This is a genomic window from Cerasicoccus sp. TK19100 (assembly GCF_027257155.1).
Classification (GTDB): Bacteria; Verrucomicrobiota; Verrucomicrobiia; order Opitutales; family Cerasicoccaceae; genus Cerasicoccus; species Cerasicoccus fimbriatus.
In genome coordinates this window covers 1-21734 of sequence record NZ_JAPWDU010000003.1, presented here as the reverse complement: position 1 = coordinate 21734, position 21734 = coordinate 1, and the positions used below count along the sequence as shown (strand labels likewise).

The 21734-nt window shown below is 60.1% G+C and carries 17 protein-coding genes; 8 read left to right on the top strand and 9 right to left on the bottom strand.

Annotated elements, in window-relative coordinates:
* Nucleotides 1-3 precede the first annotated feature (3 nt).
* The 3 genes from O3S85_RS06745 to O3S85_RS06735 are packed head-to-tail and all read left to right on the top strand — an operon-like array spanning nucleotide 4 to nucleotide 3041.
* Nucleotides 4-1239 (top strand): glycosyltransferase family 4 protein, encoded by a 1236-nt coding sequence (locus O3S85_RS06745; RefSeq protein ID WP_269539088.1) that lies wholly within the window; start codon nucleotides 4-6, stop codon nucleotides 1237-1239.
* A 2-nt stretch (nucleotides 1240-1241) separates the two neighbouring features.
* A complete protein-coding gene (locus O3S85_RS06740; protein ID WP_269539086.1) occupies nucleotides 1242-2186 on the top strand; it encodes a metallophosphoesterase in 945 nt (314 codons plus the stop codon).
* Between the two features lie 54 nt (nucleotides 2187-2240).
* Nucleotides 2241-3041: a hypothetical protein gene (locus O3S85_RS06735; RefSeq protein WP_269539084.1), complete on the top strand. Its 801-nt coding sequence runs from the start codon at nucleotides 2241-2243 to the stop codon at nucleotides 3039-3041.
* A gap of 336 nt (nucleotides 3042-3377) precedes the next feature.
* On the opposite strand, the gene pyk is transcribed toward O3S85_RS06735, so the two are convergent.
* The gene (pyk, locus tag O3S85_RS06730; RefSeq protein WP_269539082.1) at nucleotides 3378-4814 is read right to left on the bottom strand and encodes a pyruvate kinase; all 1437 of its coding nucleotides are present in this window, start codon (nucleotides 4812-4814) and stop codon (nucleotides 3378-3380) included.
* Nucleotides 4815-5028: 214 nt separating this feature from the next.
* Here pyk and O3S85_RS06725 point away from each other — a divergent pair, with 214 nt between their 5' ends.
* Nucleotides 5029-7140, top strand: a complete 2112-nt coding sequence (locus O3S85_RS06725; RefSeq protein ID WP_269539080.1) for a response regulator — start codon at nucleotides 5029-5031, stop codon at nucleotides 7138-7140.
* Here O3S85_RS06725 and O3S85_RS06720 read toward each other — a convergent pair.
* Genes O3S85_RS06720 through O3S85_RS06700 form a run of 5 tightly spaced genes read right to left on the bottom strand, consistent with a single transcriptional unit; the run spans nucleotide 7125 to nucleotide 14301 of the window.
* Nucleotides 7125-7670 carry a hypothetical protein gene (locus O3S85_RS06720; protein ID WP_269539078.1) on the bottom strand — a complete coding sequence of 182 codons (546 nt, stop codon included), beginning with the start codon at nucleotides 7668-7670 and terminating at the stop codon, nucleotides 7125-7127. The genes O3S85_RS06725 and O3S85_RS06720 overlap by 16 nt on opposite strands.
* A 38-nt stretch (nucleotides 7671-7708) precedes the next feature.
* Nucleotides 7709-10891: an efflux RND transporter permease subunit gene (locus tag O3S85_RS06715; RefSeq protein ID WP_269539076.1), complete on the bottom strand. Its 3183-nt coding sequence runs from the start codon at nucleotides 10889-10891 to the stop codon at nucleotides 7709-7711.
* Complete coding sequence (locus tag O3S85_RS06710) at nucleotides 10888-12147, bottom strand: efflux RND transporter periplasmic adaptor subunit (RefSeq protein WP_269539074.1); 1260 nt, start codon at nucleotides 12145-12147, stop codon at nucleotides 10888-10890. The genes O3S85_RS06715 and O3S85_RS06710 overlap by 4 nt, the downstream gene beginning before the upstream one ends.
* A 1-nt stretch (nucleotide 12148) precedes the next feature.
* A complete protein-coding gene (locus O3S85_RS06705) occupies nucleotides 12149-13669 on the bottom strand; it encodes an efflux transporter outer membrane subunit (RefSeq protein ID WP_269539072.1) in 1521 nt (506 codons plus the stop codon).
* Nucleotides 13666-14301, bottom strand: coding sequence for a TetR/AcrR family transcriptional regulator (locus O3S85_RS06700; protein ID WP_269539071.1), 636 nt, complete (start codon nucleotides 14299-14301; stop codon nucleotides 13666-13668). Before O3S85_RS06700 ends, O3S85_RS06705 begins: the two co-directional genes overlap by 4 nt.
* A gap of 136 nt (nucleotides 14302-14437) precedes the next feature.
* Between O3S85_RS06700 and O3S85_RS06695 the strand changes: the two genes are divergently transcribed.
* Both O3S85_RS06695 and O3S85_RS06690 read left to right on the top strand, forming a co-directional pair.
* Nucleotides 14438-14839 carry a hypothetical protein gene (locus O3S85_RS06695; RefSeq protein ID WP_269539070.1) on the top strand — a complete coding sequence of 134 codons (402 nt, stop codon included), beginning with the start codon at nucleotides 14438-14440 and terminating at the stop codon, nucleotides 14837-14839.
* 93 nt (nucleotides 14840-14932) lie between these two features.
* A complete protein-coding gene (locus O3S85_RS06690; RefSeq protein ID WP_269539069.1) occupies nucleotides 14933-16264 on the top strand; it encodes an MFS transporter in 1332 nt (443 codons plus the stop codon).
* Between the two features lie 59 nt (nucleotides 16265-16323).
* Here O3S85_RS06690 and O3S85_RS06685 read toward each other — a convergent pair whose 3' ends face one another.
* On the bottom strand, nucleotides 16324-16977 hold the full coding sequence (locus O3S85_RS06685) for a DUF4126 domain-containing protein (protein ID WP_269539068.1): 654 nt from the start codon (nucleotides 16975-16977) through the stop codon (nucleotides 16324-16326).
* 125 nt (nucleotides 16978-17102) lie between these two features.
* Here O3S85_RS06685 and O3S85_RS06680 point away from each other — a divergent pair, with 125 nt between their 5' ends.
* On the top strand, nucleotides 17103-17873 hold the full coding sequence (locus O3S85_RS06680; protein WP_269539067.1) for a hypothetical protein: 771 nt from the start codon (nucleotides 17103-17105) through the stop codon (nucleotides 17871-17873).
* A gap of 53 nt (nucleotides 17874-17926) precedes the next feature.
* Nucleotides 17927-18658, top strand: coding sequence for a hypothetical protein (locus O3S85_RS06675; protein WP_269539066.1), 732 nt, complete (start codon nucleotides 17927-17929; stop codon nucleotides 18656-18658).
* A 20-nt stretch (nucleotides 18659-18678) separates the two neighbouring features.
* Here O3S85_RS06675 and O3S85_RS06670 read toward each other — a convergent pair whose 3' ends face one another.
* Both O3S85_RS06670 and O3S85_RS06665 read right to left on the bottom strand, forming a co-directional pair.
* A complete protein-coding gene (locus tag O3S85_RS06670) occupies nucleotides 18679-19914 on the bottom strand; it encodes a DNA polymerase Y family protein (RefSeq protein ID WP_269539064.1) in 1236 nt (411 codons plus the stop codon).
* 384 nt (nucleotides 19915-20298) lie between these two features.
* Entirely contained in the window at nucleotides 20299-21525 is a 1227-nt protein-coding gene (locus O3S85_RS06665) for an aminotransferase class I/II-fold pyridoxal phosphate-dependent enzyme (RefSeq protein ID WP_269539063.1), read from the bottom strand.
* Between the last annotated feature and the right edge of the window lie 209 nt (nucleotides 21526-21734).

Sequence of the window (21734 nt, the reverse complement as noted above, 5' to 3'; positions counted from 1 at the left end):
GCCATGAGAATTTTAACCATCAGCAATCTCTACCCGCCGCATCATGTTGGAGGTTATGAAGTGCGTTGCCAGCAGGTGATGGATCGCCTGCGTGAGCGGGGGCACGAGATTCACGTGCTCACCTCGAATCACACCAAGTCCGGCGTCCACGAGCCCGATCCACCGGGTGTGGAGCGCGCCTTGCGCATACATGGTTTCTTCGGGCACCCGTGGTTGCCGATGAGTCAGCTGATTGAGCTGGAGCGCCAAAACCACGCGACGCTCGCCGCCGCGATTCACCGCGTGCAACCCGACGTGATTCATGTGTGGAATATGGGCGGCATCTCGAAGTCGCTATTGCACCGGCTTGAAGCGGGCAGCATCCCGATCGTTTACGACATCTCCGACCACTGGATTGCGCGCAGCCTGAAGGGCGACGTGTGGCTGGACTGGTGGAACCGCAAGGCGCGCGGCGGGTCCGGGCTGTTACGCATGCTGGCCGAGCTGTTGGCTCAGCGGCGCAAGTTCGACCGCGACACGCCGACCTTTCCCGTGGAGAACATTCGCTGGAAGCACATTTATTTTTGCAGCGCGTTTTTGCGTCAGCTGACCGTCGATGCCGGCTACAAGGTTGCCCACGGAGGCGTGATTTACTGCGGCGTTGAGACGGGAAAATTCGAGCAGAAGACGAACCATGGTTCTTTTAAAAAATTGCTCTTCGTCGGGCGACTGAGCGAAGACAAAGACCCGATGACGGCGATTCGCGGCGTGGCCAAGGCGCGCGAACAGGGTCTCGACGTGACGCTCGATCTCTACGGTAAAGGCGAGCCCGATTACGAGCAACAGCTCAAGGACGAGTGCGCGAAACTGGGCCTCGGCGATGCCGCGCAGTTTAAGTCGACCACGCCCGAGCAGATGCGCCGCGTTTACTCAGAGTACGATGCGCTGCTCTTTACGAGCAACTGGGGCGAGCCCTTTGCGCTGACGCCGCTGGAGGCGATGGCCGCGCGGCTGCCGGTGGTGCTCGTGCCCGACGGCGGTGATGTCGAGCTGGGGCGCGACGGGGAAAACTGCGTGCTGGCTGAGGCGGCGAATCCGGACTCCGTTGCCGCTGCAATCCATCGGCTGGCGAACGACGCCGCGCTACGCGAACGCATTGCTGCGCAGGCGGGTAAAGAGGTGGTCGAGCACTACGACCTCAAGCCGATCAGCGAGCAAATTGAATCATTCCTCAATGGCGCGATTCGCGCTGACCCTTAGCGATGGCGCTGCCGCCGAAATATGCATCGCTGGAGAAGCGGCTGGGGCGGGCATTGCTCAGCGAGCGGTTGCACCGGCAGGCTTCGCATTACGCGCGGCTGTCTCACCAGGGCGAGGGTGCCTTTAAGCTGGAGAAATACATTCCGTTGGATCGCCTCGCCGAGCTAGGGCTGACGGTGCTTGGGCTGAAGGGCCGCGCGCGCCGCAATATTCACGCCCATGAGATAGTCGAACAGATTTGGCACCTGCCGCGCTTGCCCAAGGCGTTTGACGGATTTCGACTGCTGCAACTGACCGATCTGCACATCGATATCGACGCGACTCTGGCTGACACCATCGCCGCCAAGGTGCGCGAGACGCCGCACGATGCCTGCGTGTTTACCGGTGATTACCGCAACTCGACCGACGACGATTACGGCCCGTCAATGCGCTTGATGGCACCCGTGCTGGAGGCGGTGAGTTCGCAGCGCTGGGGCATCCTGGGCAATCATGATTTCATCGAGGAAGTCTGGGCCTTAGAGGAGGCGGGCCTGCCCGTCCTGCTCAATGAATCGGCGTGCCTTACGCGCGGCGTCGAGCGGCTGTGGATCGCGGGCGTGGATGATGAGCATTTTTACGGTGTGGCCGATTTTGCCAAAGCACGCGCGGATGTGCCCGACGACGACTGCTGTGTGCTGCTTTGCCATTCGCCGGAGCCGCACCCGAAGGCCGCGCAACACGGTTTCGACCTGATGCTCAGCGGCCACACCCACGGCGGGCAGCTGTGTTTGCCCGGTGGGCGGCACGTGGTGTGCCCGGTGAAAAACCTGAGTGGCGCGTTCATCAAAGGGCGTTGGCTAAGCGGCGCGATGCCGGGCTACACCTCGCGTGGGACCGGCTCCTGCGGCATACCTGCGCGGCTGAACTGCCCGCCGGAAATTACCGTCCACGTGTTGCGTTGCGGTTGAGTTTTTTTCTCTGCGCTAGACTCGGCTGCTCGCCGCCGTCATCTTGAACGGCGCGTGCAGAAAATTTACCAGATACTTCCGGAGTATTTACAGCCGCCGATCTTGCAGTCGGCGATTTATCCGAACATGGAGCTGGAGAGTTTTTGGACGAATGATTGGTCGGCGGAAAATTTTGCCGCGATGGCGCGCGCGGGTTTTTTGACGATCAGTTGTCCGCCGCGACATCAGGCCCCCGTGCTGATCGCGCAGCTCCATCAACAGTATTCCAAGCTGGAGTGGCCGGAGCTGCGGGTGGACAAAAAAGTCGCCCGGCTCGTGCGGCGTGGCGATTTGGCGGAGCAGGGCGTCCACCTGCGCATTTCGAGCAACCCGCGGCCAGTGTGTCAGGGAATTCGCCGCGCTTATGGGGACGAGGGATGGCTCATTCCGCGCTACGCCAAGCTGATGCTCGACCTATCCACGGGGGCGATTCCGGGCTGCCAAACGGTGGCGACTGAGCTGTGGCGCGAGTCCGATGGGCGGCTGATCGGCGGCGAAATGGGCTACCTCTGCGGCGCGGTTTACACCAGCCTGACGGGCTTCCTCGACCGCTCGGCTCCCGGTGTGCGTAACTACGGCAAGGTGCAGCTCATCGCGTTGGGGCTGGTTTTGCAGCAGTGCGGTTACCAGTTTTGGAATCTTGGGCAATCGATCCAGCAGTACAAAAAAGACCTCGGCGCGTGTGTCACGCCGAGGCCGGAATTTTTAGGACGCTGGTTGCCGGCGATTCAGGCCAGCCCAACGGCGCGCTTGAGCGATCTGGCTGGACAGAAACTTTCCTGCCAGCGGCTGATTGAAGATCGGCTGAAGCGTTAGAGACTATTCATATCCGAGAAGTAAGTTTAAGGCTATCGAATCAAACATCAGCCGTTGGTATCGAGCGCCAAAGGTGCGGTCCCATTTTAGCCTAGGGTGAGCGCAAGTCGCATCGCGACTGAAGCGTAGCCCTAGGTGCTGATTGAAATAAGTAAACTGACCCCTGAAAGGGTGGCTTCTAAAAGCGCCTTTGAGGCCGTGCTTTCAGCACTCAACGATTATAGCTCGTAGAATTATTCCTAGGGCTGCGTTCAGAGCAAGCTCTTCACTGACCCTAGGCTAATATGAGCCCGCGCCGTTGGCGCTTGCAGAATGATTGTCTGCTGCCTGAAGGCATCACTCGACCTGGCGCATTTGGACGGAGTCGATGGAGCGCTCGCCGACGATGAGGTTCGTGATGACGACCATCCAGTCGCCGGGGACGGCCCAGCGGTGGCGGCTTTCCTTGAGGCGGGTGAAGCTCTTTTGGATTGTGGCCTCGGTTTCGTCGGAGAATTCCATCATGAACGGCTCGACGCCGCGCAGGAGGAGAAGCTGCTTGAAGAGCAATTCCTCATCGGTGAAGACAAAGATCGGGCTGTAGTTCGGGCGCAGGGCGCTGAGCACCTCCGCCAGATAACCGCGGCGCGAATAAACCACGATGCCGGCACCGAGGTCTTGCGCAAGCTGGGCGCTAGCCTTGAGCATTTGCGCCTTGGGCGTCTTTAGCTGGACGTTTGGGCTCAGCGGATCGTGGCGCATTTCGCGCTCGATCTGGCGGGAAATGCGGTCCATCACGCGGACGCACTCGACGGGGTAATTGCCCGTGGTGGTCTCGCCGGAGAGCATGATTGCATCGGCTTTTTCGAAGACAGCGTTGGCGATATCCGACACTTCGGCGCGGGTCGGCAGCGGGGCCTCGATCATTGATTCCAACATGTGCGTGGCGATGATGACGGGCTTCTTCTGCTCGATGCACTTGTTGACCGCGCGGCGCTGGATGACCGGGAGCTGCTCGTAGGGGCACTCGATGCCTAGGTCTCCACGGGCGACCATGACGGCGTCCGAGGCGATGACGATGCTGTCCAAATTCGCGATCGCGGTCTGGTCCTCGATCTTGGCAATGATGCGGGCCTGGGAGCCGCGCTCGGCGAGATGCCGGCGCAGGATGTCCAGGTCGTCCGCCTCGCGAACAAAGGACAGGGCGAAAAAGTCGATACCTTCCTCGACGCCCAGAGCGATGTCCCCGCGGTCCTTTTCGGTCAGCGCGGGCAGGCTAATGTGGGTGCCGGGCAGGTTGATGTGGCGGCGGTTGCCCATGGGGCCGGGGATGACGACCTCGCAGCGCACGCGGTCGCCCGGGCGGACTTCGAGGATCTTCATGCGGACCAGGCCGCTGTCGACGAGGAGCGTCGCGCCTTCTTTGACGTCATCGGCAAACTTCGGGTAATTGACCGTCACGCCGCGAATGCCTTCTTCCAAATTGTCCTCGATGGTGCCCTTGACGAGGAAGTCGAAAATCTCACCTTCTTTCAGCTCGATCTTTTCGGGCAGGTCGCCGGTGCGAATTTCCGGGCCCTTGACGTCCATCATGATGGCGATGTGGCGGCCCACCTGATCACACACCTTGCGAACGCGGCGTACGGCGTCGCGTGTCCATTCGTGGCTGGCGTGGGCCATGTTGAGACGGCAGACGTCCACCCCGGCAAGGATGAGTTCTTCCAGACGCTCCTCGCTCTCGCTGGCGGGTCCGAGGGTGAAGACGATTTTCGTGTGACGATAGCTTATGTTCATACCAAGATTTTGTTAAGAGCATGCGCTGCGCCAATACTCACGCAAGCGGTAAGACGCCGATTTATGTGATTAACCGGTTAAAGGGTCGAAAAAATCTTCACTTTCGCGTAACAACCAGCGGGTTATTTAAAGTGGCGTTTTCGCATTCCTGTGGCAGATATATGGGTTGTGATAGGCTTAACCCGCCAGGTGCTTGTCGCGAGATTCCCTAAGCATGAGCCAGGAAAAGCAGAACGATTTTACGGAGTCGCCGGAAACGGTGGACTTGCGTACGCTCGTGGGGCACAACCACGCAGTGGCCGGGGCGACCAGCATTGCCAAGGTGCAAAAGCTCTTCCAGGAGCACCGCTACAGCTTTATGGCGGTGGTGGACAACCATCAGGTCGTCGGCATGTGCTCGCGGGAACGCATTGGCGGGCTGCTGGGCTCGCAGTTTGGCTTTTCTATCTACGGCAAAAAGTGCATCCGCGACGTAATGGTGCCCTCGCCGGAGATTATTGCGATCTCGTCCCCGGTGCCTCAGGTGCTGGAGCGCGTATTCAGCCGCAGCTCGGAGCGATTTTATGAAGACGCGCTGCTGGTCGACACCAACCGCAGCCTCATCGGCCTCATCCCGGTGGACAACCTTGTGCGTCTGCAAAATGCGCTGATCAGCCAGAAAATCCGCCTGCTTGAGCACAGCGAGGACAAGCTGATCCGCCAAAAGCAGCAGCTCGAAAAGCTGACGCTCGATCTGGAAAAAGCCAACCACGAGCTGGAGTCCGCCCGCGACCTGGCCCTGGAAGGCGCACGCCTGAAGTCAGAATTTTTGGCCAATATGAGCCACGAAATCCGCACGCCGATGAATGGCATCGTGGGCATGGTGAGCCTGTTGCAAGAGTCGGAGCTCGACGACGAGCAGCGCCAGTTTGCCGACACCGTGCAGCGCAGCGCGGACGCCCTGTTGGGCATTATCAACGACATTCTGGACTACTCCAAAATCGAGGCCGGCAAGCTGACCGTTGAGGCTGAAGATACGCCCATCCGCGAGCTCGCCGAAGAGTGTGTGCAGCTCCTGGCGCGCCAGGCGTTCGATAAAGGCGTGGAAGTCATCCTGGATATCGCACCCCAGGTGCCGGAGTGGGTGCAGATCGACCCGCTGCGCTACCGCCAGGTGATCAACAACCTGCTGGGCAACGCGATCAAGTTTACCGATGAGGGCGAGATTTGTGTCGTGCTCGACCTTTATCACACACCGGAAAAGGGCACATCGCTGCGCACGCTGGTGAGTGACACCGGTATTGGGATCAGCTCAGAGGTGCAAAAAAACCTGTTTCACGCCTTCATGCAGGCCGATGGCTCTACGAGCCGTCGCTACGGCGGCACCGGCTTGGGCTTGGCCATTTCCCGCAAGCTGGCCAAGCTGATGAATGGCGAGCTGGAGTTTTCCAGCTCCAAGGGCGAGGGTAGCACTTTCTGGCTCGATTTGCCGCTAATAAAGTCGGATACGGAGGCGCTGCCCACCGAACCGCTGCGCCTGATCAAAGGCCTGCGCGTGCTCTTTTGCGATGACAACGCCCGCATGTGCGAGATTATGGGGAAGATGCTGCAAGGTATTGGCTGTCAGGTAGAAATCTACCATGACAACGTCGCCGCGCTAAACCGTGTTCGCAGCGCGCAAGAGCAGGGTAAGCCGTTTGACTTCGCTCTGATCGAAACCGAGCAGGAGACGCTTTCCGGTCGGGATTTTTGCGACCAGGTACGCAGTGATCAGGCCCTCGACGCGGTGACGATTATCATGGTCGGCCTGATGTCTCGCCGAGTGAAATCCTGCTGCGAGAACGTCGCCAACATTTACAAGCCCTTGAGCCCGAATGCTGTGCAGCGCCTGTTGGAACGCTACCAGCCCGATGCGCCGGCCTATTTGACCGCGATTGCCGCCGACGAGGAGAAGGCAGAGCCGCAGCACAGCCTGCGTGTGCTCATCGTGGAAGACTCCGCGACGAACCAGCAGGTGGCAATCGAGATGCTGGAAAAGCTCAACCACACGGTTTACCTGGCGGAAAACGGCCTGCAAGCCTTGGAGTTTTTACGCAGCCAGACGGTTGATTGCGTCCTGATGGACTGCCAGATGCCGGAGATGGACGGCTTTGCGTGCACCCGCGCGATCCGCGAAGGCTTCCACGGCGTGACCTGCCGGGACATCCCGATTATTGCGCTAACCGCCCTCGCGATGAAGGGCGATGAAAGAAAATGCCGCGAAGCGGGCATGTCCGACTACCTGAGCAAGCCGATCAAAATTAAAGACCTCGCCGCTGCGCTAAGCCGCATTCACGTGCGGGTTTGAGATTGGCGGAATTCATCAATCAAGGCCTGCCAGACGGCCACTTCGCCTGACGCACCGTGCTGGGTCAGTCCGTCTTCGATTTGCTCCAGCGTGGGCTCGGCGACGTCGTGCTTGGGATCGGCGGAGTAATCGGGGGCGACTTGGCGAACCACGGCCCAGGCGGCCCAGGCGCGCCATTTCTTCTGCTCGGCGCGCTCGCCGCGAACGCGGTCGGCCAAGTGCTGGTAGTGCACGCGCGGGTTGCCGATGAAAACGCCTGGCGGGTTGTTCGCCACCAGCCAGCCGATCGCACGGTAGGGCAGGGGCCAGTCGGCGAGGATGGCTTCGCTGCCCGTCAGGTCGGCGTAAAGTCCGCGGTCGACGGCCAGCAGTGCCCGCGCGCTCAGCCCCTGTCGCCAGAGGTATTGGCCGTAGGCCAGGGCGATGGCGTAAAACTCTGGACCCTGCTGCTCACGCCACGCGGCCAGATCGCGCCAGCTCATGCGGTCGGGCGCGGGCGGCAGATACGGGCAATTGGCGACGGTTTCCATCTGCGCACCTTGGCGGGCGGGGCCGGTTTTGACAAGCCCTACGCGTGCTGCGAGGCGTTGGGCTCGGGCTTGTCGAGGCCCCAGAACCAGGACCACAGGCGGACCGTGATGCGCTTGAAGTCCTCCAGAATCAGGTAGATCGCCGGCACCAGCAGCAGCGTAATAAACGTCGCGAAGAGGATGCCGAAGCTCAGCGAGATCGCCATGGGAATCAGGAATTGCGCTTGCAGGCTTTTCTCGAAAAGGATGGGCGTCAGCCCGCAGAATGTCGTCAGCGAGGTGAGCAAAATCGGCCGGAAGCGGGCGGCACCGGACTCCCAGACTGCGTCCAGCAGCGACACGCCCTGCTTGCGCTGTTGGTTAATGTAGTCCACGAGCACAAGGCTGTCGTTCACGACGACGCCCGACAGCGCGATGATGCCAAAGATCGACAGCTGGCTGATCGGGTGCCCCATGAAGGCGTGACCCAGGAATGCGCCCACCAAACCAAACGGAATGACGAACATCACGATCAGCGGCTGCAGGTAGCTCTTAAACGGAATCGCGAGCAGTGCATAGATCAGGAAAAATACCAGAATCGTGCTGCTGAGCATGCTCGAATTGCTTTCGCGGACCTCCTCGTCTTCGCCGCGGAAGACGGCGTTGACGCCGTCATAGCGCTCCAGAATGCCGGGCAGGATTTCTTCCTTCAGTGTATTTTTCACGGACTCCAGGTCGATGTTGTCCTTGTCGGCATCGGCGAACACGTTGACGATGCGCTGGCGGTTGTCGCGGTTAATTGCCGCGTAGCCAAGGCCAACTTCGGCCTCCGCCACTTCGCTAAACGGCACTTCGCGGCCGTCGGCGGTGCGGATGCGCATACGCTCCAGATTACCCACGGACTCGCGCTCTTCGCGCGGGTAGCGGACCATCACGCGGATGTCGTCGCGGCCACGCTGCACGCGCTGCGCTTCCTCGCCAAAGAACGCCGCGCGCACCTGGTTGCCCAGCTCGAGCTGGCTCAGGCCCAAGGCTTCGGCGCTCGGTTTGATGTTGAGCTGAATTTCCTTTTGGCCGTCGGCGAGGTTGTCACGGATGTCGAACACGCCGTCAAAGTTGCGCAGTGCGTCCTTAAGCTCGTTGGCCACGGAGCGGAGCTGTTCCAGGGATTCACCGGTCAGCTGGATGTCGATGGGTTCGCCTTGGCCGCCGGCCGCGGTGGCTTCAAAAGTCATGGACTTCACGCCTGGCACCTGGCCGAGCGCGGCGCGCCAGCGGTTAGCCAGCAGCACGGCGGAGTCTTCGTCGGTGCGCAGTTCGGACTTGCGTAGCTCCACCACGACCTGCCCTTGGTGGCTCTGCACGTCGGTGGTTTGCGTGCCGCCGGGGCCGCCGCCAAAGGCCTGGATACCGAGCACGCTCTGGCGCTTGTCGACGGGGTTGGGCCGGCCCGCCGCCTTGCTCTCGGCAATGACTTCGTCCAGCGCGCCGTTGATGCGGTCGATCGCTTTCTGGGTGACGCTGGCCGGGGTGCCGTCCGGGTAAGAGAACACCACGCCGATGTAGTCACTGGGCACGGCCGGGAACGGCACGAACTTAATAAAGCCGCCGATCACGAGCGAGATCGTTAGCGCCAGAATGCCGACAAAGCTCGCCATCGTCACGTAGCGGAAGTTCAGCGCCTTGGCCAGCAATGGGCGATACCATTTGTCGATCAGGCGCTCAAGGCCATCGGAAATTTTGCGCTGAAAGCGTTGGAAGAAATTCAGCTTCTCGCGCTTGCGGTCACCCACCTTGCACAGCGAGAGGTGGTAGGGCAGGATGAGCTTCGATTCGATCAGCGAGAAGAGCAACGTCGGGATGACCACCATCGGAATCGCCTTCAGGAATTTACCCTGAAAGCCGGGGATCATCAGCATCGGAATGAAAGCCACAGCAGTCGTCAGCACGGCGAAGGTCACGGGCGTCGCCACGGCCTTGGTGCCGCGAATGGAAGACTCCACGCCGGGTCCGCTGCGCTGGAACTCCGTGAAGACACTTTCGCCGACAACGATGGCGTCGTCCACCACAATGCCGAGCACGAGGATGAAGCCGAACAGCGAAATCAAGTTCACCGACACGTCGATAAACGGCATCGCGAAAAAGGTGCCGAGGAACGAAATCGGGATGCCCAGTGTCACCCAAAATGCGAGCGACGGGCGCAGGAAAAGTGTCAACACGGCGAGCACGAGCACGAGGCCGAGGATACCGTTTTCGATCAGCATGTTCAGGCGGCCCCAGAGGTAAAACGAGGTGTCGCGCCAGGTGCTGATCGTGATGCCCGGCGGCAGGTCACTCTGCTTGTCTTTCACGTATTCTTTGACGGCGGCGGAGATGCTTAGCGGGTTTTGCTGGCCGACTTCATACACGACCAAATCGACACCCGGCTGCCCGTCGGTGATCATGCGCAGCGGCTCGTCGGTGAAGCCATCGTTGACTGTGGCCACCTCGCCCAATGTGATGCGCGAGCCGTCCTCGCGTGTGATCAGAACGATGTCTTCAAACTGCTGGCGCTCGTAGGCCTGGCCCTTGGTGCGGACCAGGATTTCGCCGCCATCGCTCTTAATCGAGCCGCCCGGTAAGTCGATGGAGGTCGAGCGCACGGCGTTAACCACGTCATTAAACGTGAGGCCGTGGCGGCGCAGGTCGTTCTCGCTGACTTCGATGCCAATCTCGTAATCGCGCACGCCAATGATGTCCACCTGGCTGATCTTTCCGGTGGCCAGGAGGTCCTCGCGGACTTCCTCGGCGAGGCGCTTGAGCGTCTTTTCGTCGGTGTCACCTGCGAGCGAAATGGCCATGACTTCGCGCCGGATCAGGTTCTCCTGAATCACGGGGCGCTCGGACTCGGGGGGGAAGGTGTTGATCGCATCGACGCGCGTCTTGATGTCGTCCAGCAGCTTGCGAACATCGTAGCCTTTCTCGACTTCCACGGTCACGGTGCCATAGCCCTCGATCGCGGTGCTCGTCATTTCCTTGATGCCGTCGAGGTCCTGGATTTCCTCTTCAATGCGCTTGACGATCTGCTCCTCCACTTCGGCCGGAGCCGCGCCACGGAACGGCACGCGCACGCTGATCGTATCGAACGAAAACTGAGGGAACAGCTCGATCTTGATCGTGTACATGGTTGCCAGCCCGCCCAGAACGAGGACGAACATCAGCAAGTTGGCGGCGACGCCATTGCGGGCAAACCAGTTAATCATGACGCGCTGCCTTCGCCGTTATCGATAACGAGCTTCATGCCCTCGATCACGTATTCGACCGGGCTGGTAATGACGCGGTCGCCGGGTTCAAGGCCCTCGCTGATCACGGCCTTTTCGGTGTCGGCCTGAATCACCACGACTTCGCGTTGCGTTAAAGTATCGTCCGCCTTGGCGATGAGCACGGTATCGCCCTCGCGCAGGGCGCTGCGGGGAATTGAGTAAGCGTCGTGCACCTCGCGTCCCTGAATCTGCGCCTCCACGTATTTGCCCGGCTTGAGTGGCGGGCGGCCCGGCTGCTTGCGGTCAGCGGCGAGCGGGTCGGTGATTTCCACCACGACATCGAGCAAACGGCTGCTCGAGTCGAACTGTGCGCCAGTGCGTATGATCTGGCCTTCCCAGGTGTAGCGGCGGTTGCCGTAATCGCTGGAGAGCGTTACCTTCGGCCCGGTGATATCGTCATTGGCGTCGAGTCCGCTTGGCAAATCGAGGCGGGCCAGCTCATGGTCCGAAAGCGGCAAAAAGACTTCGGCAACGTCGGTCGCGTAGATCTTGCCGAGCACGGTGTTGGCCCCGACGTATTGGCCCAGGTCAACATCCTGCGCGACCACGCGGCCATCGTAGGGGGCGCGAAGCCTAGTGCGCTCGAGGTTACGTTCGGCGCGAATCACACCGGCCTTGGAGCTGCCGATCATGGCCTGCGCCTGCTCCAGCTGTGGCTTGCGCAGGGCGAGGTCGGAGGGGTCGCCACGCCCGAGGTCTTCCCAATCAGCGGCGGCCTGTTCGGACTGTGCCTGCTCCTGGGCGAGGGTAAACTTAGCCTGGGCAAGCTGGGCCTGGGCGTTGGCCAGTGCGGCTTCATAGTCCAACGTTTCAATCTGGATCAGCACTTCGCCCTTTTTAATAAAACCGCCTTCGCGAAAGTTGGGTGACACCGATTCGATGCGCCCGGCGACTTCGGCAGTCAGCTGGGTTTCCATGCGCGGGCGCACGGTGCCCTGCGAATCCACGCTTAGCCGGACAGTCTCCGGCTGCACGTTGACCACCTCCACCGCAACGACGCGCGGCGGCGGCGTTTTTTTCTCGGGCTGCGGCTTGCTGTTGACGATGACTTTGCCCAGAAACGCGGCGGCGATCAGGATGACGATGGGCAGAATGATTTTCCACGGCGTCACCCCGCGGTTCTTAGCAGCGGGAGATTGGCTCTGCGGTAATGGCGGTGTCTTGTCCACGGATGAGTCAGATTTGGGACGGTTCATGTCAGGATTCCTCAGCGGTAGCTTTGTCCTGCAAAGCTACTTTCTCAGGCAAAGTTTCAGATGGTAGTGTAATTTCGTCCGGGCCAAGCGGCGACTTGACCTCGACCCCCTCCTGCGGCGCGTGGTCGAAATCGCCCCCGAGCGCGAGGTAGAGATTGACGCGGTTGACGAGGCGGTTCGTGCGCGCGTTGATCAGTGCGGTACGCGCTTCAAAGGCGCGGCGCTGGGATTCCAGCACGGTGATGATGTCCGTCAAGCCGCGCGAATATTGCTCCCACGCGGCGTCTTCGGCGGCAATGGATTGGGTGGCCGATTCGTCGAGGTTGTCGACACGCTCGTTGAGGAATTGCTCGGCGGCGAGGGTGGTTTCGACTTCGCGAAAAGCGTCGAGCGCGGTCTGCCCGTAGGCGGCCAGATTCTGCTGAGCCACGGCCTTGGCGCGGTCCACGGCGGCGCTTAGGCGCATGCCTTGAAAGATCGGTTGCAGGGCATTACCCGCGAGCGTCCACACGGAAAAACTGCTGTCGAGCAGGTTGCTCAGCGAGCTACTGGAGTAGCCATACTCACCCGTCAGCGCGATGCGCGGGAGCATGGATTTGCGGGCTTCGCTGATGCGCTTACCCGAGGCGGCGAGCTGCCGCTCGGCGACGATCAGGTCGGGCCGACGGTCGAGCAATTCCGACGGCAGGCCGACGGGCACCGGGCGGGTGATGCTGGGCAGCTCTTCCACGACGGCGAGCTCCTTGGCTGGGTAGCGCCCGAGGAGGACCTCCAACTGGCGCACGGCGGCGTCGTATTCCTGCCCGCGCAGATCCATCGATGCCTTGGCGGCAGCGGTTTGCGCGAGGGACAGGCGCAGGTCGAGCGCGGGGCTGACACCGCGTTCGTAGCGGCTGCGGATGGCCTCCGTGCCACGGTTAAAACTTTCGTAGGTGACGGTGGCGAGGTCGAGCTGCTGGCGCGCCTCGATGGTGCGGAACCAGGCGTTGGCCGTGCGGGCGGCGAGGGAGAGCCGCGCCCCGCGATACGTGGCCAGCTGGGCCTGCACGTCGGCCAGGGCCGCGCTTTGGCGATCACGCAATCGGCCCCAAATATCGATTTCCCACGTGGCACCGACACTGAGCATCACGTTGGAAAATTCCGTGTTCATGCCGCCGATATTCTGGCGCTGGCGACCGCCGCCGAACTCGCCGTTGATTTGAGGATAGGCGTCCGCGCCGGCGATGGTGGCGTCCGCGCTGGCGATGCCGAGGGAGGCCGCGGTGGCCTGCAAATCGTAGTTGTTGGCGATGGCCTCGTTGATCAGCGGGCGCAGGTCGGCGGAGTTAAAATCGTCCACCCAGCCGCCCTGATCTTCCTCCAGGGAGACGCCGGTTTCGGTTTCCCCGGGTGCGCCGTCGGCGGTCCAGTTGGCCGGATAGCTGGCGGGCATTTCCTCCACGCGGCTCTCCGGCGGTGTGGCGCAGCCAGCCAGAATCAGCCCGGCACCGAGCGGTGCCCAGCGCTGCCAACGGCGTTTCACGAAGCGCTGTCCTCCATGCCGCGGAAGCCCGCGCACATATAGCTGCATAGCTTTTTGCAGGAGAGGTCCAAGTTATTGATATCGATCTCCGCGTGGTTGCACTTCTTGGGGTGGTGCATCAGCAGCGCGCCGAGCATGGCCCCGATGGAGAAGTGAAAACGCCAAGCGAGCGACTCGGGCTCCACATCGGGTGCGGCGGCCTGAACGGCCTCAATGAAGCGGGCGGACAGGTCGACAAAAAATTCCTCGTGCAGCTGCTCCCAGAACTCTTCGGACTCCGAGAAGAGGCGGCCGACCATGCGCAGGAGAATGATGTTGGGGCCGTCGGGGCCTTTGGCCACCTCGAACATTGGGCGGAGCAGGGCGTCGAAAATGTCCTCCAGCGTCGCGCCGCCGGGCTTGGCTTGCGCGGCGTCGAGCAGGCGGATGCGTTCGGTGTTGAGCGGGACGATTTTGGCGCGAAACATTTCCCACATCAGCGCTTTTTTCGAGCCGAAGTGATAGTTAACGGCAGCCAGGTTGACGCCGGCGTCCTCAGTTAAGCTACGCATCGACGTGCCGTCGAAGCCGCGCTCGGCGTAGAATCGTTCGGCCGTCAGTAAAATACGATGTCTGGTGTCTAATGCCTCCATTTTTCGTTTCAAACGTCTGTTTAAACCACGTAGCTTGTCAAATGTGCAAATGGAAAAAATTTCAACCGGCATTTGACCCGCCCACCAGAAAACGCGACGCTGGAGCCACACTCCCAACTCGCAGACCGACAGACCCATGCTACTGATCTATTTGGCCCCCTTGATTATGGTGATCGACATCGTGCAATTGCTCGTGTCGGAGCGCTTTATCGGGGTGAAGCAAATTCGCAAAGGCGTGCACCCGGTCGACGGTGACCGCCGCCTGCCCTCCTGGGCGGTGTTGCTGTGGCTGGCGGGCATGGGCATCATGTGGCTCTACATGGTGGCGCTGGTGTTCGATCCGCGCGGAGGCCTGCAGGGCGCCCTGATGCTGATGGTGTCGATTGGCGGCTTTGCGCTGCGTCGCGTATGCGGGCTCAAATGGGCGCTGGTCCTGATGACGGTGGAAACCGCCATCCGCCTCGGTCTGCTGGCCAACATGATGATGGTCGTCTTTTTCTTTGGCGGCCGGCTGCTCCCTCCGAGTTATTACGATTAAGTCCGGTGCGGCCACAACAGGCCGCAGAGGGCGCGAAAAATTTGATTCGCGGGTTGTGCTGGTAAGTGAAGCGGGTAGGTTCACGGTCTTTGAATGAAACGACTGTTTGATCCGAACGCGCCCTTCCGGCCCAGTGCTTTTCCGTTTTTCTACGGCTGGGTGATTGTGGCCGGGTGCACGGCGGCGATGCTCTTCAGCCTGCCGGGGCAGACGGCGGGTGTCGGCCCGTTTAAGCCCTATATGCTAGAGGCGCTGGGGATCGAAAGTATGGACCTGAGCATTGCTTACATGATCGGGACGATTGCCTCGGGGTTGACCCTGCCCACGCTGGGCGGGCTTTTCGACCGTATGGGCGCGCGCAAGACGGGGGTGATGGCCTCGCTCGCGCTGGGTGTGTCGTTGTTGTTTATTTCGCAGGTGGACCGTATCGTTCTGGCGCTGGCCGGGCAGACGACCTTTTGGCTCGCCATGCCGCTGATGGTGCTGGGATTTTTCCTGATCCGCTTTTGGGGGCAGGGGGTGCTGTCGATCGTTTCGCGCATGATGATTGGCAAGTGGTTTGACCGCCGCCGTGGCTTGGCCAGCGCGATTAGTGGGGTGCCGGTGGCCGTGGCGTTTACCTCGGCCCTGCTGATTTTATCCTGGGTGATCGATTTGTCCGGCGGCTGGCGGCAGGCCTGGATCGGCATGGCGCTGTTTATGTTTTTCTTCTGCTCGCTGTTTTGCTGGCTCGTATTCCGGGATAATCCCGAGGAATGCGGGCTGGAGATTGACGACGGCAAGACGGCTTCGAGCAAAAAGGTGGATGCTGAATTTGTGACGCATCGGGATTTCACCGTGCCCGAGGCGCTGCGGACCTGGCCATTTTGGGTCTTCTCGCTGGCGATATGCCTCAATGGGTTCGTTGGCACGGCCATCGGGTTTCACGCCTCGACAATTGCGGGGCAGCTGGGCATGGACGCGGAGGCGCTGTACTCGCTCATCGCGCAGACGGTGCTGATTAACATCCCGGTGAGCTTTGTTATTGGTTGGATGACGAGCCGTTTCCGCCTGAAGTATTGCTACCTGATCACGACCTTTGGTATGGCCCTGGGGCTGTTCGGGTTTATGAACCTGCCTGAGGCTTGGGCCAAGGTGATCTTTGTCGCGGGCTTCGGGGTTAGCTGGGGCACCTACGGAACGCTGCTCACGGTGACGTGGCCCCGGTATTTTGGCCTCCGTCACCTGGGCAATATCAGTAGCTGGGTGATGTCGCTGCTCGTCGTGACCAGCGCTCTGGGGCCGGTGTTCTTCGACCTGTGCGAATGGTTAACCGGCGACTACGGCTGGGCCTACTGGGCGAGCATTGTTGCCGCCTGTGGCTTTTTCATCGCCTGCTGCTGGATGGAAAATCCGCAACGCAAACTGGCACCCGCCGGGCGCTAGAAACGGTTTCCTCTAACCTGACCGACTGAATCGCCGGGCACGCCCTATCTCAGGCTATTTTAGCCGTGGGTCTGAGGCGTGGTGGCTTGGCTGACTGGCTTGGCCTGAGCGCGGCGCTTGAAATAGCGGAGAATCGTCCGAATCACGAAGAAGAAAATCACGATCAGCACAATGCCCGCGATGACGGGAACCAGGATCGCGAGGATTGCCGTCATGATCGAGCCACCCAGCTCGGCAGTGGAGATAATGGGGTTACCCGCGCCACCGGTGGTCGCTGTCGAGGCACCTCGGGTGACGACGGATGCCGTCTGCACCGCGCCCGCCGTGCCGCCACCGATGATCATTGCGGTGAACCATTGCGTGGCCCCGCCGCCGAGGAAGTCCGGCATCACGGCTGCGGTGACAAACGTGCCCGCGATGACCGCCGCCGGGCTCGCGATGGAGTCCAGCATGTTGTCGACCCACGGGATATAATACGCGGCAATTTCCACGGCGGTCGCCACGCCGAGGGCGATCGTGACCGGTGTGCTGCCGAGCCATTCAAAGTCCTGCCCAAGCAGTTGCTGGATGTTTTCGCCGCCGATCGTATTGATGTCCGCATTGGCCGCGAGGCTGGCGACAAACAAGGGCACGAACACGCGAAAGCCACAGGCCGCCGCCAGGCCAATGCCCATCAGTATCGCCAGTCCTTGACTGATTGTGTCCGTATCCATGCCGCAATGCTATGAATTTTTATCCACGGGGAAAGACTGAAAAATGCGGGCCTTTGTTCCCACGCGCTGCCGTTGATGCGCATATTTCGGGAACAAGCGCGTGTCTTGTGTGATATTATTATTCGATGAAAGTGGTCCTGCTCTCGCTATTGGCGCTGATGAATGCCTCCCTGCTGTTGGGCTATGATTTCAATACCAGCTTCCGCTTCCTGCAGCCGCTGGGCGATTATCACCTGGTGGGCTTACTGCGCGTCGATGATGACGTGGTTGCGATCATTGAGCGCGACAAAGACCATGCGCGTTTCCGCGTATCGGCGGATGATGAGCTAGACGGCTACAAGGTTGTCCGCTTGGCGCTGAATGGACGCGAATCCTATGTGGAGCTGGAGCGCGCCGGGAATGCCTATCGCGTTGGCCTGAAGCGCGTGAAAACGGATGATGTGGAGTCAGCACACCTCGCGAGCGTCGAGGCGGGTTTCATCAATGAAGATGGTTCGTTGACACCGCAAGGGCGGGACCATATTGAGCAAAATTTGAGAAACCTCATCGACGCCGCATTAGAAAAATTAGATCGTGAAAATATAAACACGGCGACCTTTGCCGATTTGGAAGCGGATTATCAACGGACTAAGGCAACCATTATGAACGCAGGCATGGAAACTCTCTATAGCGAGTTCATTCAATTCAGACATACTTTTGAAGCTTTTCATGAGTTAACCGCAATTGCTGGTGAGAACTATTCCAGCTTTCGTTTTACTCAGGATACTTTTCATTTCAGCGTTGTTACACGTTATGGTGAAACGGTTGAATATTCGGTCCTGACAAATAATGCACCAGTCGTGAATGCGGACTTTGACGTGGACATCAATGCGACCCCTGTGGAGATTACGCATTAATAATTTCCGCTGCCAACGATGCGCGTTGGCAGCGAAGGTGATATTAATACCTAATGAAAGCGGCCCTGTTATCGCTTATCCTATTAGGGGTATTTTACCCGCTCTATGCAGCGGATGAGGGGGCTAGCGTGCAGTCGGCGTCGTGCTTTCGATTGGTGGGGCTGATGCGCATTGATGACGACGCCGAAGCCATTGTGGAAGACCTCGATTACGGCCTGCGTTACCGCGTGCGACAAGATTCGCTCATCGATGACTTTCGTGTGCGGCGCGTCATGGCGCAGAAGGATTCCTCGTTCGTCGAACTGGAGCGCGACGGCGTGCAATACCGCATCCACCTGCATGGTGGTGCCTCGGTAAGTGAGCGGCCGCAGCACCGGATGGCTTTGACCATTGGCGACATTGAGAGTAACGGAAAACTGACGGGGAAGGGCTCCGGCGCGATTGCGGAAAACCTGAATTTGCTGGTCATGGCGGCGCATGAAAAAATGCGGCGCGACGCAGTGACGGTGGTAACGTTTCAGGACCTTGTTTCGGATTATGAGAAGCTGGACCCCGCCGTGAAAGAAGCGGGCATCTTTGATCCGTTTATGAGGGATTCGAGCAACAACCGGACCATGCTACTCACCGCTTTTAAAAACCTGCGGCAGGTGGCGGGCGAGGATTATTCGTCGTTGCAGATCACGCGCGAGAGCGAGCAAGTCCAAGTCGTTACCGGCTACGGGGAGGTCGTTAAAATCGACACTGAGAAATTTTCCGAGCGGCGTTTTCGCGGCGGGTGTTTTTAAATGCCGCGATAGTTCAAGCCTCACGCCTGATCATTCTCCGTTTCCAGATCGGGAATGTGTTGGAAGGCGATGCGCATCGGGGTCTCGTCGCGGGCCTTGTGGCCGCCGGCGTAGTAGAGCGTCTTCGCGCCAAAGCGTTTATTAAGAGCGTCCATGGCTTGGTCTAGCTTTACGTTGCGGGGGTTGTTCATCTCGGTGAAGAGCGGGTTGGTGTAGTTGGTCGAGGAAACGAGCTCGCCGAGGACCACGCTCACCTTGCACGGCTCGGGGGCGTCGTCGGGGATTTGCGACCAGAGCTTCCTGAGCTCGCGCAGAAAAATGCGGCTCTCCTGCGTCGGGAAAAATCGCGTTTCGCGGCCCCAGCGGTTGTCGAAGCCCAGCCGCACGCCGATGGACAAACTGCCGGCGTAGTGGTCTAGCTTGCGCAGGCGCATGGCGGCCTTTTGCGTGAGCCGGTGAATTACGGCAAAGGCGTCCTCGCGGTTGCGTAGTCTGGGCGGAAGCACGTGTGAATGGCTCACCTGGCGGCGCACCGTTTCAGCGTGCTCAATGATCTCGCCGCGTAGCTCGGCATACATGCGGTCGCCCTCAATACCGCCCCAGATGGAGTGCATCTTGGCGCGGTTGCAGTCGTAGAGGTCGCGGATCGAGCGCACGCCGCGGCGCAGCAGGCGCTGGTGCATGCGTTTGCCGACGCCATAAATGTCGGACAGATCCAGCGCCTCCAGCGGGCCGGGCAGGTTGTCGGCGTGGAGGAAAGTCAGTCCACGCGGCTTGTTCATGCCGCTGCCCATCTTGGCCAAAAACACGTTGGGCCCAATGCCGATGGAGCACGTCACGCATTCGCCAGCGACGCGGGTAATGGTCTCCCGGATGCGGCCCGCGAGCGCGCGGGCGTCGCGTTCGTTGCACCAACTGGGCGGGATGACGGCGCAAAATTCGTCGATGGAGCGGATATTGATTTCCGGCAGGCAATCATGCTCCACTGCTTTGGTAATGCGGTTGTGGATATCTACATAGTTCGCGTGTCCGGCTTCGACGAATTTAATTTGCGGGCACAACCAGCGCGCCTCGCGGACATTCGTGCCGGTCTTCACGCCGAAGGCCTTGGCCTCATAGCTTGCGGCAATGCAGCAAGTGGAGTCCGTCATCATGGGGACCACGCCCACTGGCCGCCCGCGTAGCGCAGGGTCACGCTGCTGCTCGCAGGAGGCAAAGTAGGAGTCGAGGTCGACAAAGATAAACCGCAAGGACATGGCCGAAAAGAATGGGCGCATGCTACATCGGGCGGCGGATAATTGCAAATTTATTCAGTGTTAATTTGAGCACTTATAAGAGCGCGGCAAAATGACGTGGAGTGGCGGGAACGCGAACCTCTGTGTTCGCCTATAATCGATGATTCTGAGGTAGCGCGGAGCGTCCTCGCTCCGCAAGAAATGAGACTTCGGTCCAAAGGTTCGAGTAAGGTGAATTTCACTAACCAACTCCTATCGAACGAAATTTCCTCTCTTGCCACTGCTTGCGGAGCGGGGACGCTCCGCGCTACCTCATTCTAGACGGATCGTAAGCGAACACAGAGGTTCGCGTTCCACCAGCGTTCCGTGTTCTGCCAACGTCGCCTTCTTTCCGCCAGCGGCTTCCTAAAAGCCGAAGCTAAACGTCGATGCGCCTTTGACCTTTTTTGCCGCGTAGGACATGGCGTCGAAGACGATTTCCAGGTCTTCCTCGGTGTGGCGGGCGGAGATGCTGGTGCGGATCAGGTCCTTGCCTGGGGGGACGGCCGGGGCGATCGAAATTACGGTGAAGACGCCCTTTTCGAGCAGGGCCTGCCAGAAGCGGTAAGCCTTCTCCTTCTTGCCCATGATGATCGGCACGGCGGGCGTTTCGCTTTCCCAAATGTCCAGGCCCAGGCTGCGGAGCATCTCCTTGTAGCGGCGGGTGTTTTCCCAGAGGCGCTGATGGTGCTCGGGCTCGTTTTGCAGGATGTCCAGCGAGGCCGAGGCCGCGTAGGCCTGCGGTGGGCTGATCGAGGCGGAGAAAATCGTCTGCTTGCTGTGGGTGCGCAGGTATTCGATGACGTCCTTCGAGCCGGCGACGAAGCCGCCCGTGCTGCTGAGGGACTTGGAGAAACTGCCGGTGATGACGTCGATCTCGTCGGTCAGGCCAAAGTGGTTGGCGGTGCCGCGACCTTGCTCACCCATCACGCCGAAGCCGTGCGCGTCGTCCATGACAAAGAAACAGTCGTGGCCTTCGCAGGCCTTGAGCAATTCGGGGACACGGCCTACATGGCCTTCCATCGAATAAACACCCTCGAAAACGACGATCTTTGGCGTCTCCGGTTTCTCGAACGAAATGACGTCCTTCAGGTCGGCGGGGTTGTTGTGCGAAAAGCGCTCCACCGAAGCCTGGGTCAGGCCGATGCCCGCCCAGAGTGAGCTGTGGACATTTTTATCGACGAGCACGATGTCGCCCTTTTGCGCAAAGGACTGCACCGAAGACATGCACGAAATGTAGCCAGCCACGCTGATGTGGCAGGCTTCCTTGCCGATGAAGGCAGCAAACTTTTCCTCCAGCGCGGTGTGGAAACCGCGTGAGCCGTTGGCCAGGCGGGCACCGGTGGTGCTGCTGCCCCATTCGTCGAGGCCGCGCTTGGCGTTCTCAAGAACTTTGGGGTGGTTGCTCAGGCCGAGGTAGTCGTTGCTGCAGAGCATGACGTACTCCTTGCCGTCCCGGATGACCCGGGAGCCCCGCTGCGTTTCAAACGTGTGGTAATAAGGGTTGTAACGTTTGCGCAGCCGCGTCACATCGTCGTCCTGACAACGCTTGACGATGGAGTTTTTGGCTTTTGAGAAGAAATTCAACGGCATGGAGGCGTAAAAAACCACTGAAGCTAGCGGATTCTGGGGAGGGTTAAAGCCCATTTTTGGAATGTTTCAGTCGCGTGAAGGTAGTTGGGGCGCGGTTTTCACCGGTGTCGGGCGGGCAGGGTGTCTGGAGCAACTGTCTTTGTTTTGGCTCATGCTATTTTATAGTTTGGGTTTTTGATGATGGCGTTGAGCATGATGATGAGCTTACG

Excerpts from the sequence above, each read along its gene's own strand:
- O3S85_RS06745 (WP_269539088.1), top strand. The coding sequence starts at position 4 with ATGAGAATTTTAACCATCAGCAATCTCTACCCGCCGCATCATGTTGGA.
- O3S85_RS06740 (WP_269539086.1), top strand. The coding sequence starts at position 1,242 with ATGGCGCTGCCGCCGAAATATGCATCGCTGGAGAAGCGGCTGGGGCGG.
- pyk (WP_269539082.1), bottom strand. The coding sequence starts at position 4,814 with ATGAACATAAGCTATCGTCACACGAAAATCGTCTTCACCCTCGGACCC.
- O3S85_RS06725 (WP_269539080.1), top strand. The coding sequence starts at position 5,029 with ATGAGCCAGGAAAAGCAGAACGATTTTACGGAGTCGCCGGAAACGGTG.
- O3S85_RS06720 (WP_269539078.1), bottom strand. The coding sequence starts at position 7,670 with ATGGAAACCGTCGCCAATTGCCCGTATCTGCCGCCCGCGCCCGACCGC.
- O3S85_RS06715 (WP_269539076.1), bottom strand. The coding sequence starts at position 10,891 with ATGATTAACTGGTTTGCCCGCAATGGCGTCGCCGCCAACTTGCTGATG.
- O3S85_RS06710 (WP_269539074.1), bottom strand. The coding sequence starts at position 12,147 with ATGAACCGTCCCAAATCTGACTCATCCGTGGACAAGACACCGCCATTA.
- O3S85_RS06700 (WP_269539071.1), bottom strand. The coding sequence starts at position 14,301 with ATGGAGGCATTAGACACCAGACATCGTATTTTACTGACGGCCGAACGA.
- O3S85_RS06695 (WP_269539070.1), top strand. The coding sequence starts at position 14,438 with ATGCTACTGATCTATTTGGCCCCCTTGATTATGGTGATCGACATCGTG.
- O3S85_RS06690 (WP_269539069.1), top strand. The coding sequence starts at position 14,933 with ATGAAACGACTGTTTGATCCGAACGCGCCCTTCCGGCCCAGTGCTTTT.
- O3S85_RS06685 (WP_269539068.1), bottom strand. The coding sequence starts at position 16,977 with ATGGATACGGACACAATCAGTCAAGGACTGGCGATACTGATGGGCATT.
- O3S85_RS06680 (WP_269539067.1), top strand. The coding sequence starts at position 17,103 with ATGAAAGTGGTCCTGCTCTCGCTATTGGCGCTGATGAATGCCTCCCTG.
- O3S85_RS06675 (WP_269539066.1), top strand. The coding sequence starts at position 17,927 with ATGAAAGCGGCCCTGTTATCGCTTATCCTATTAGGGGTATTTTACCCG.
- O3S85_RS06670 (WP_269539064.1), bottom strand. The coding sequence starts at position 19,914 with ATGTCCTTGCGGTTTATCTTTGTCGACCTCGACTCCTACTTTGCCTCC.
- O3S85_RS06665 (WP_269539063.1), bottom strand. The coding sequence starts at position 21,525 with ATGCCGTTGAATTTCTTCTCAAAAGCCAAAAACTCCATCGTCAAGCGT.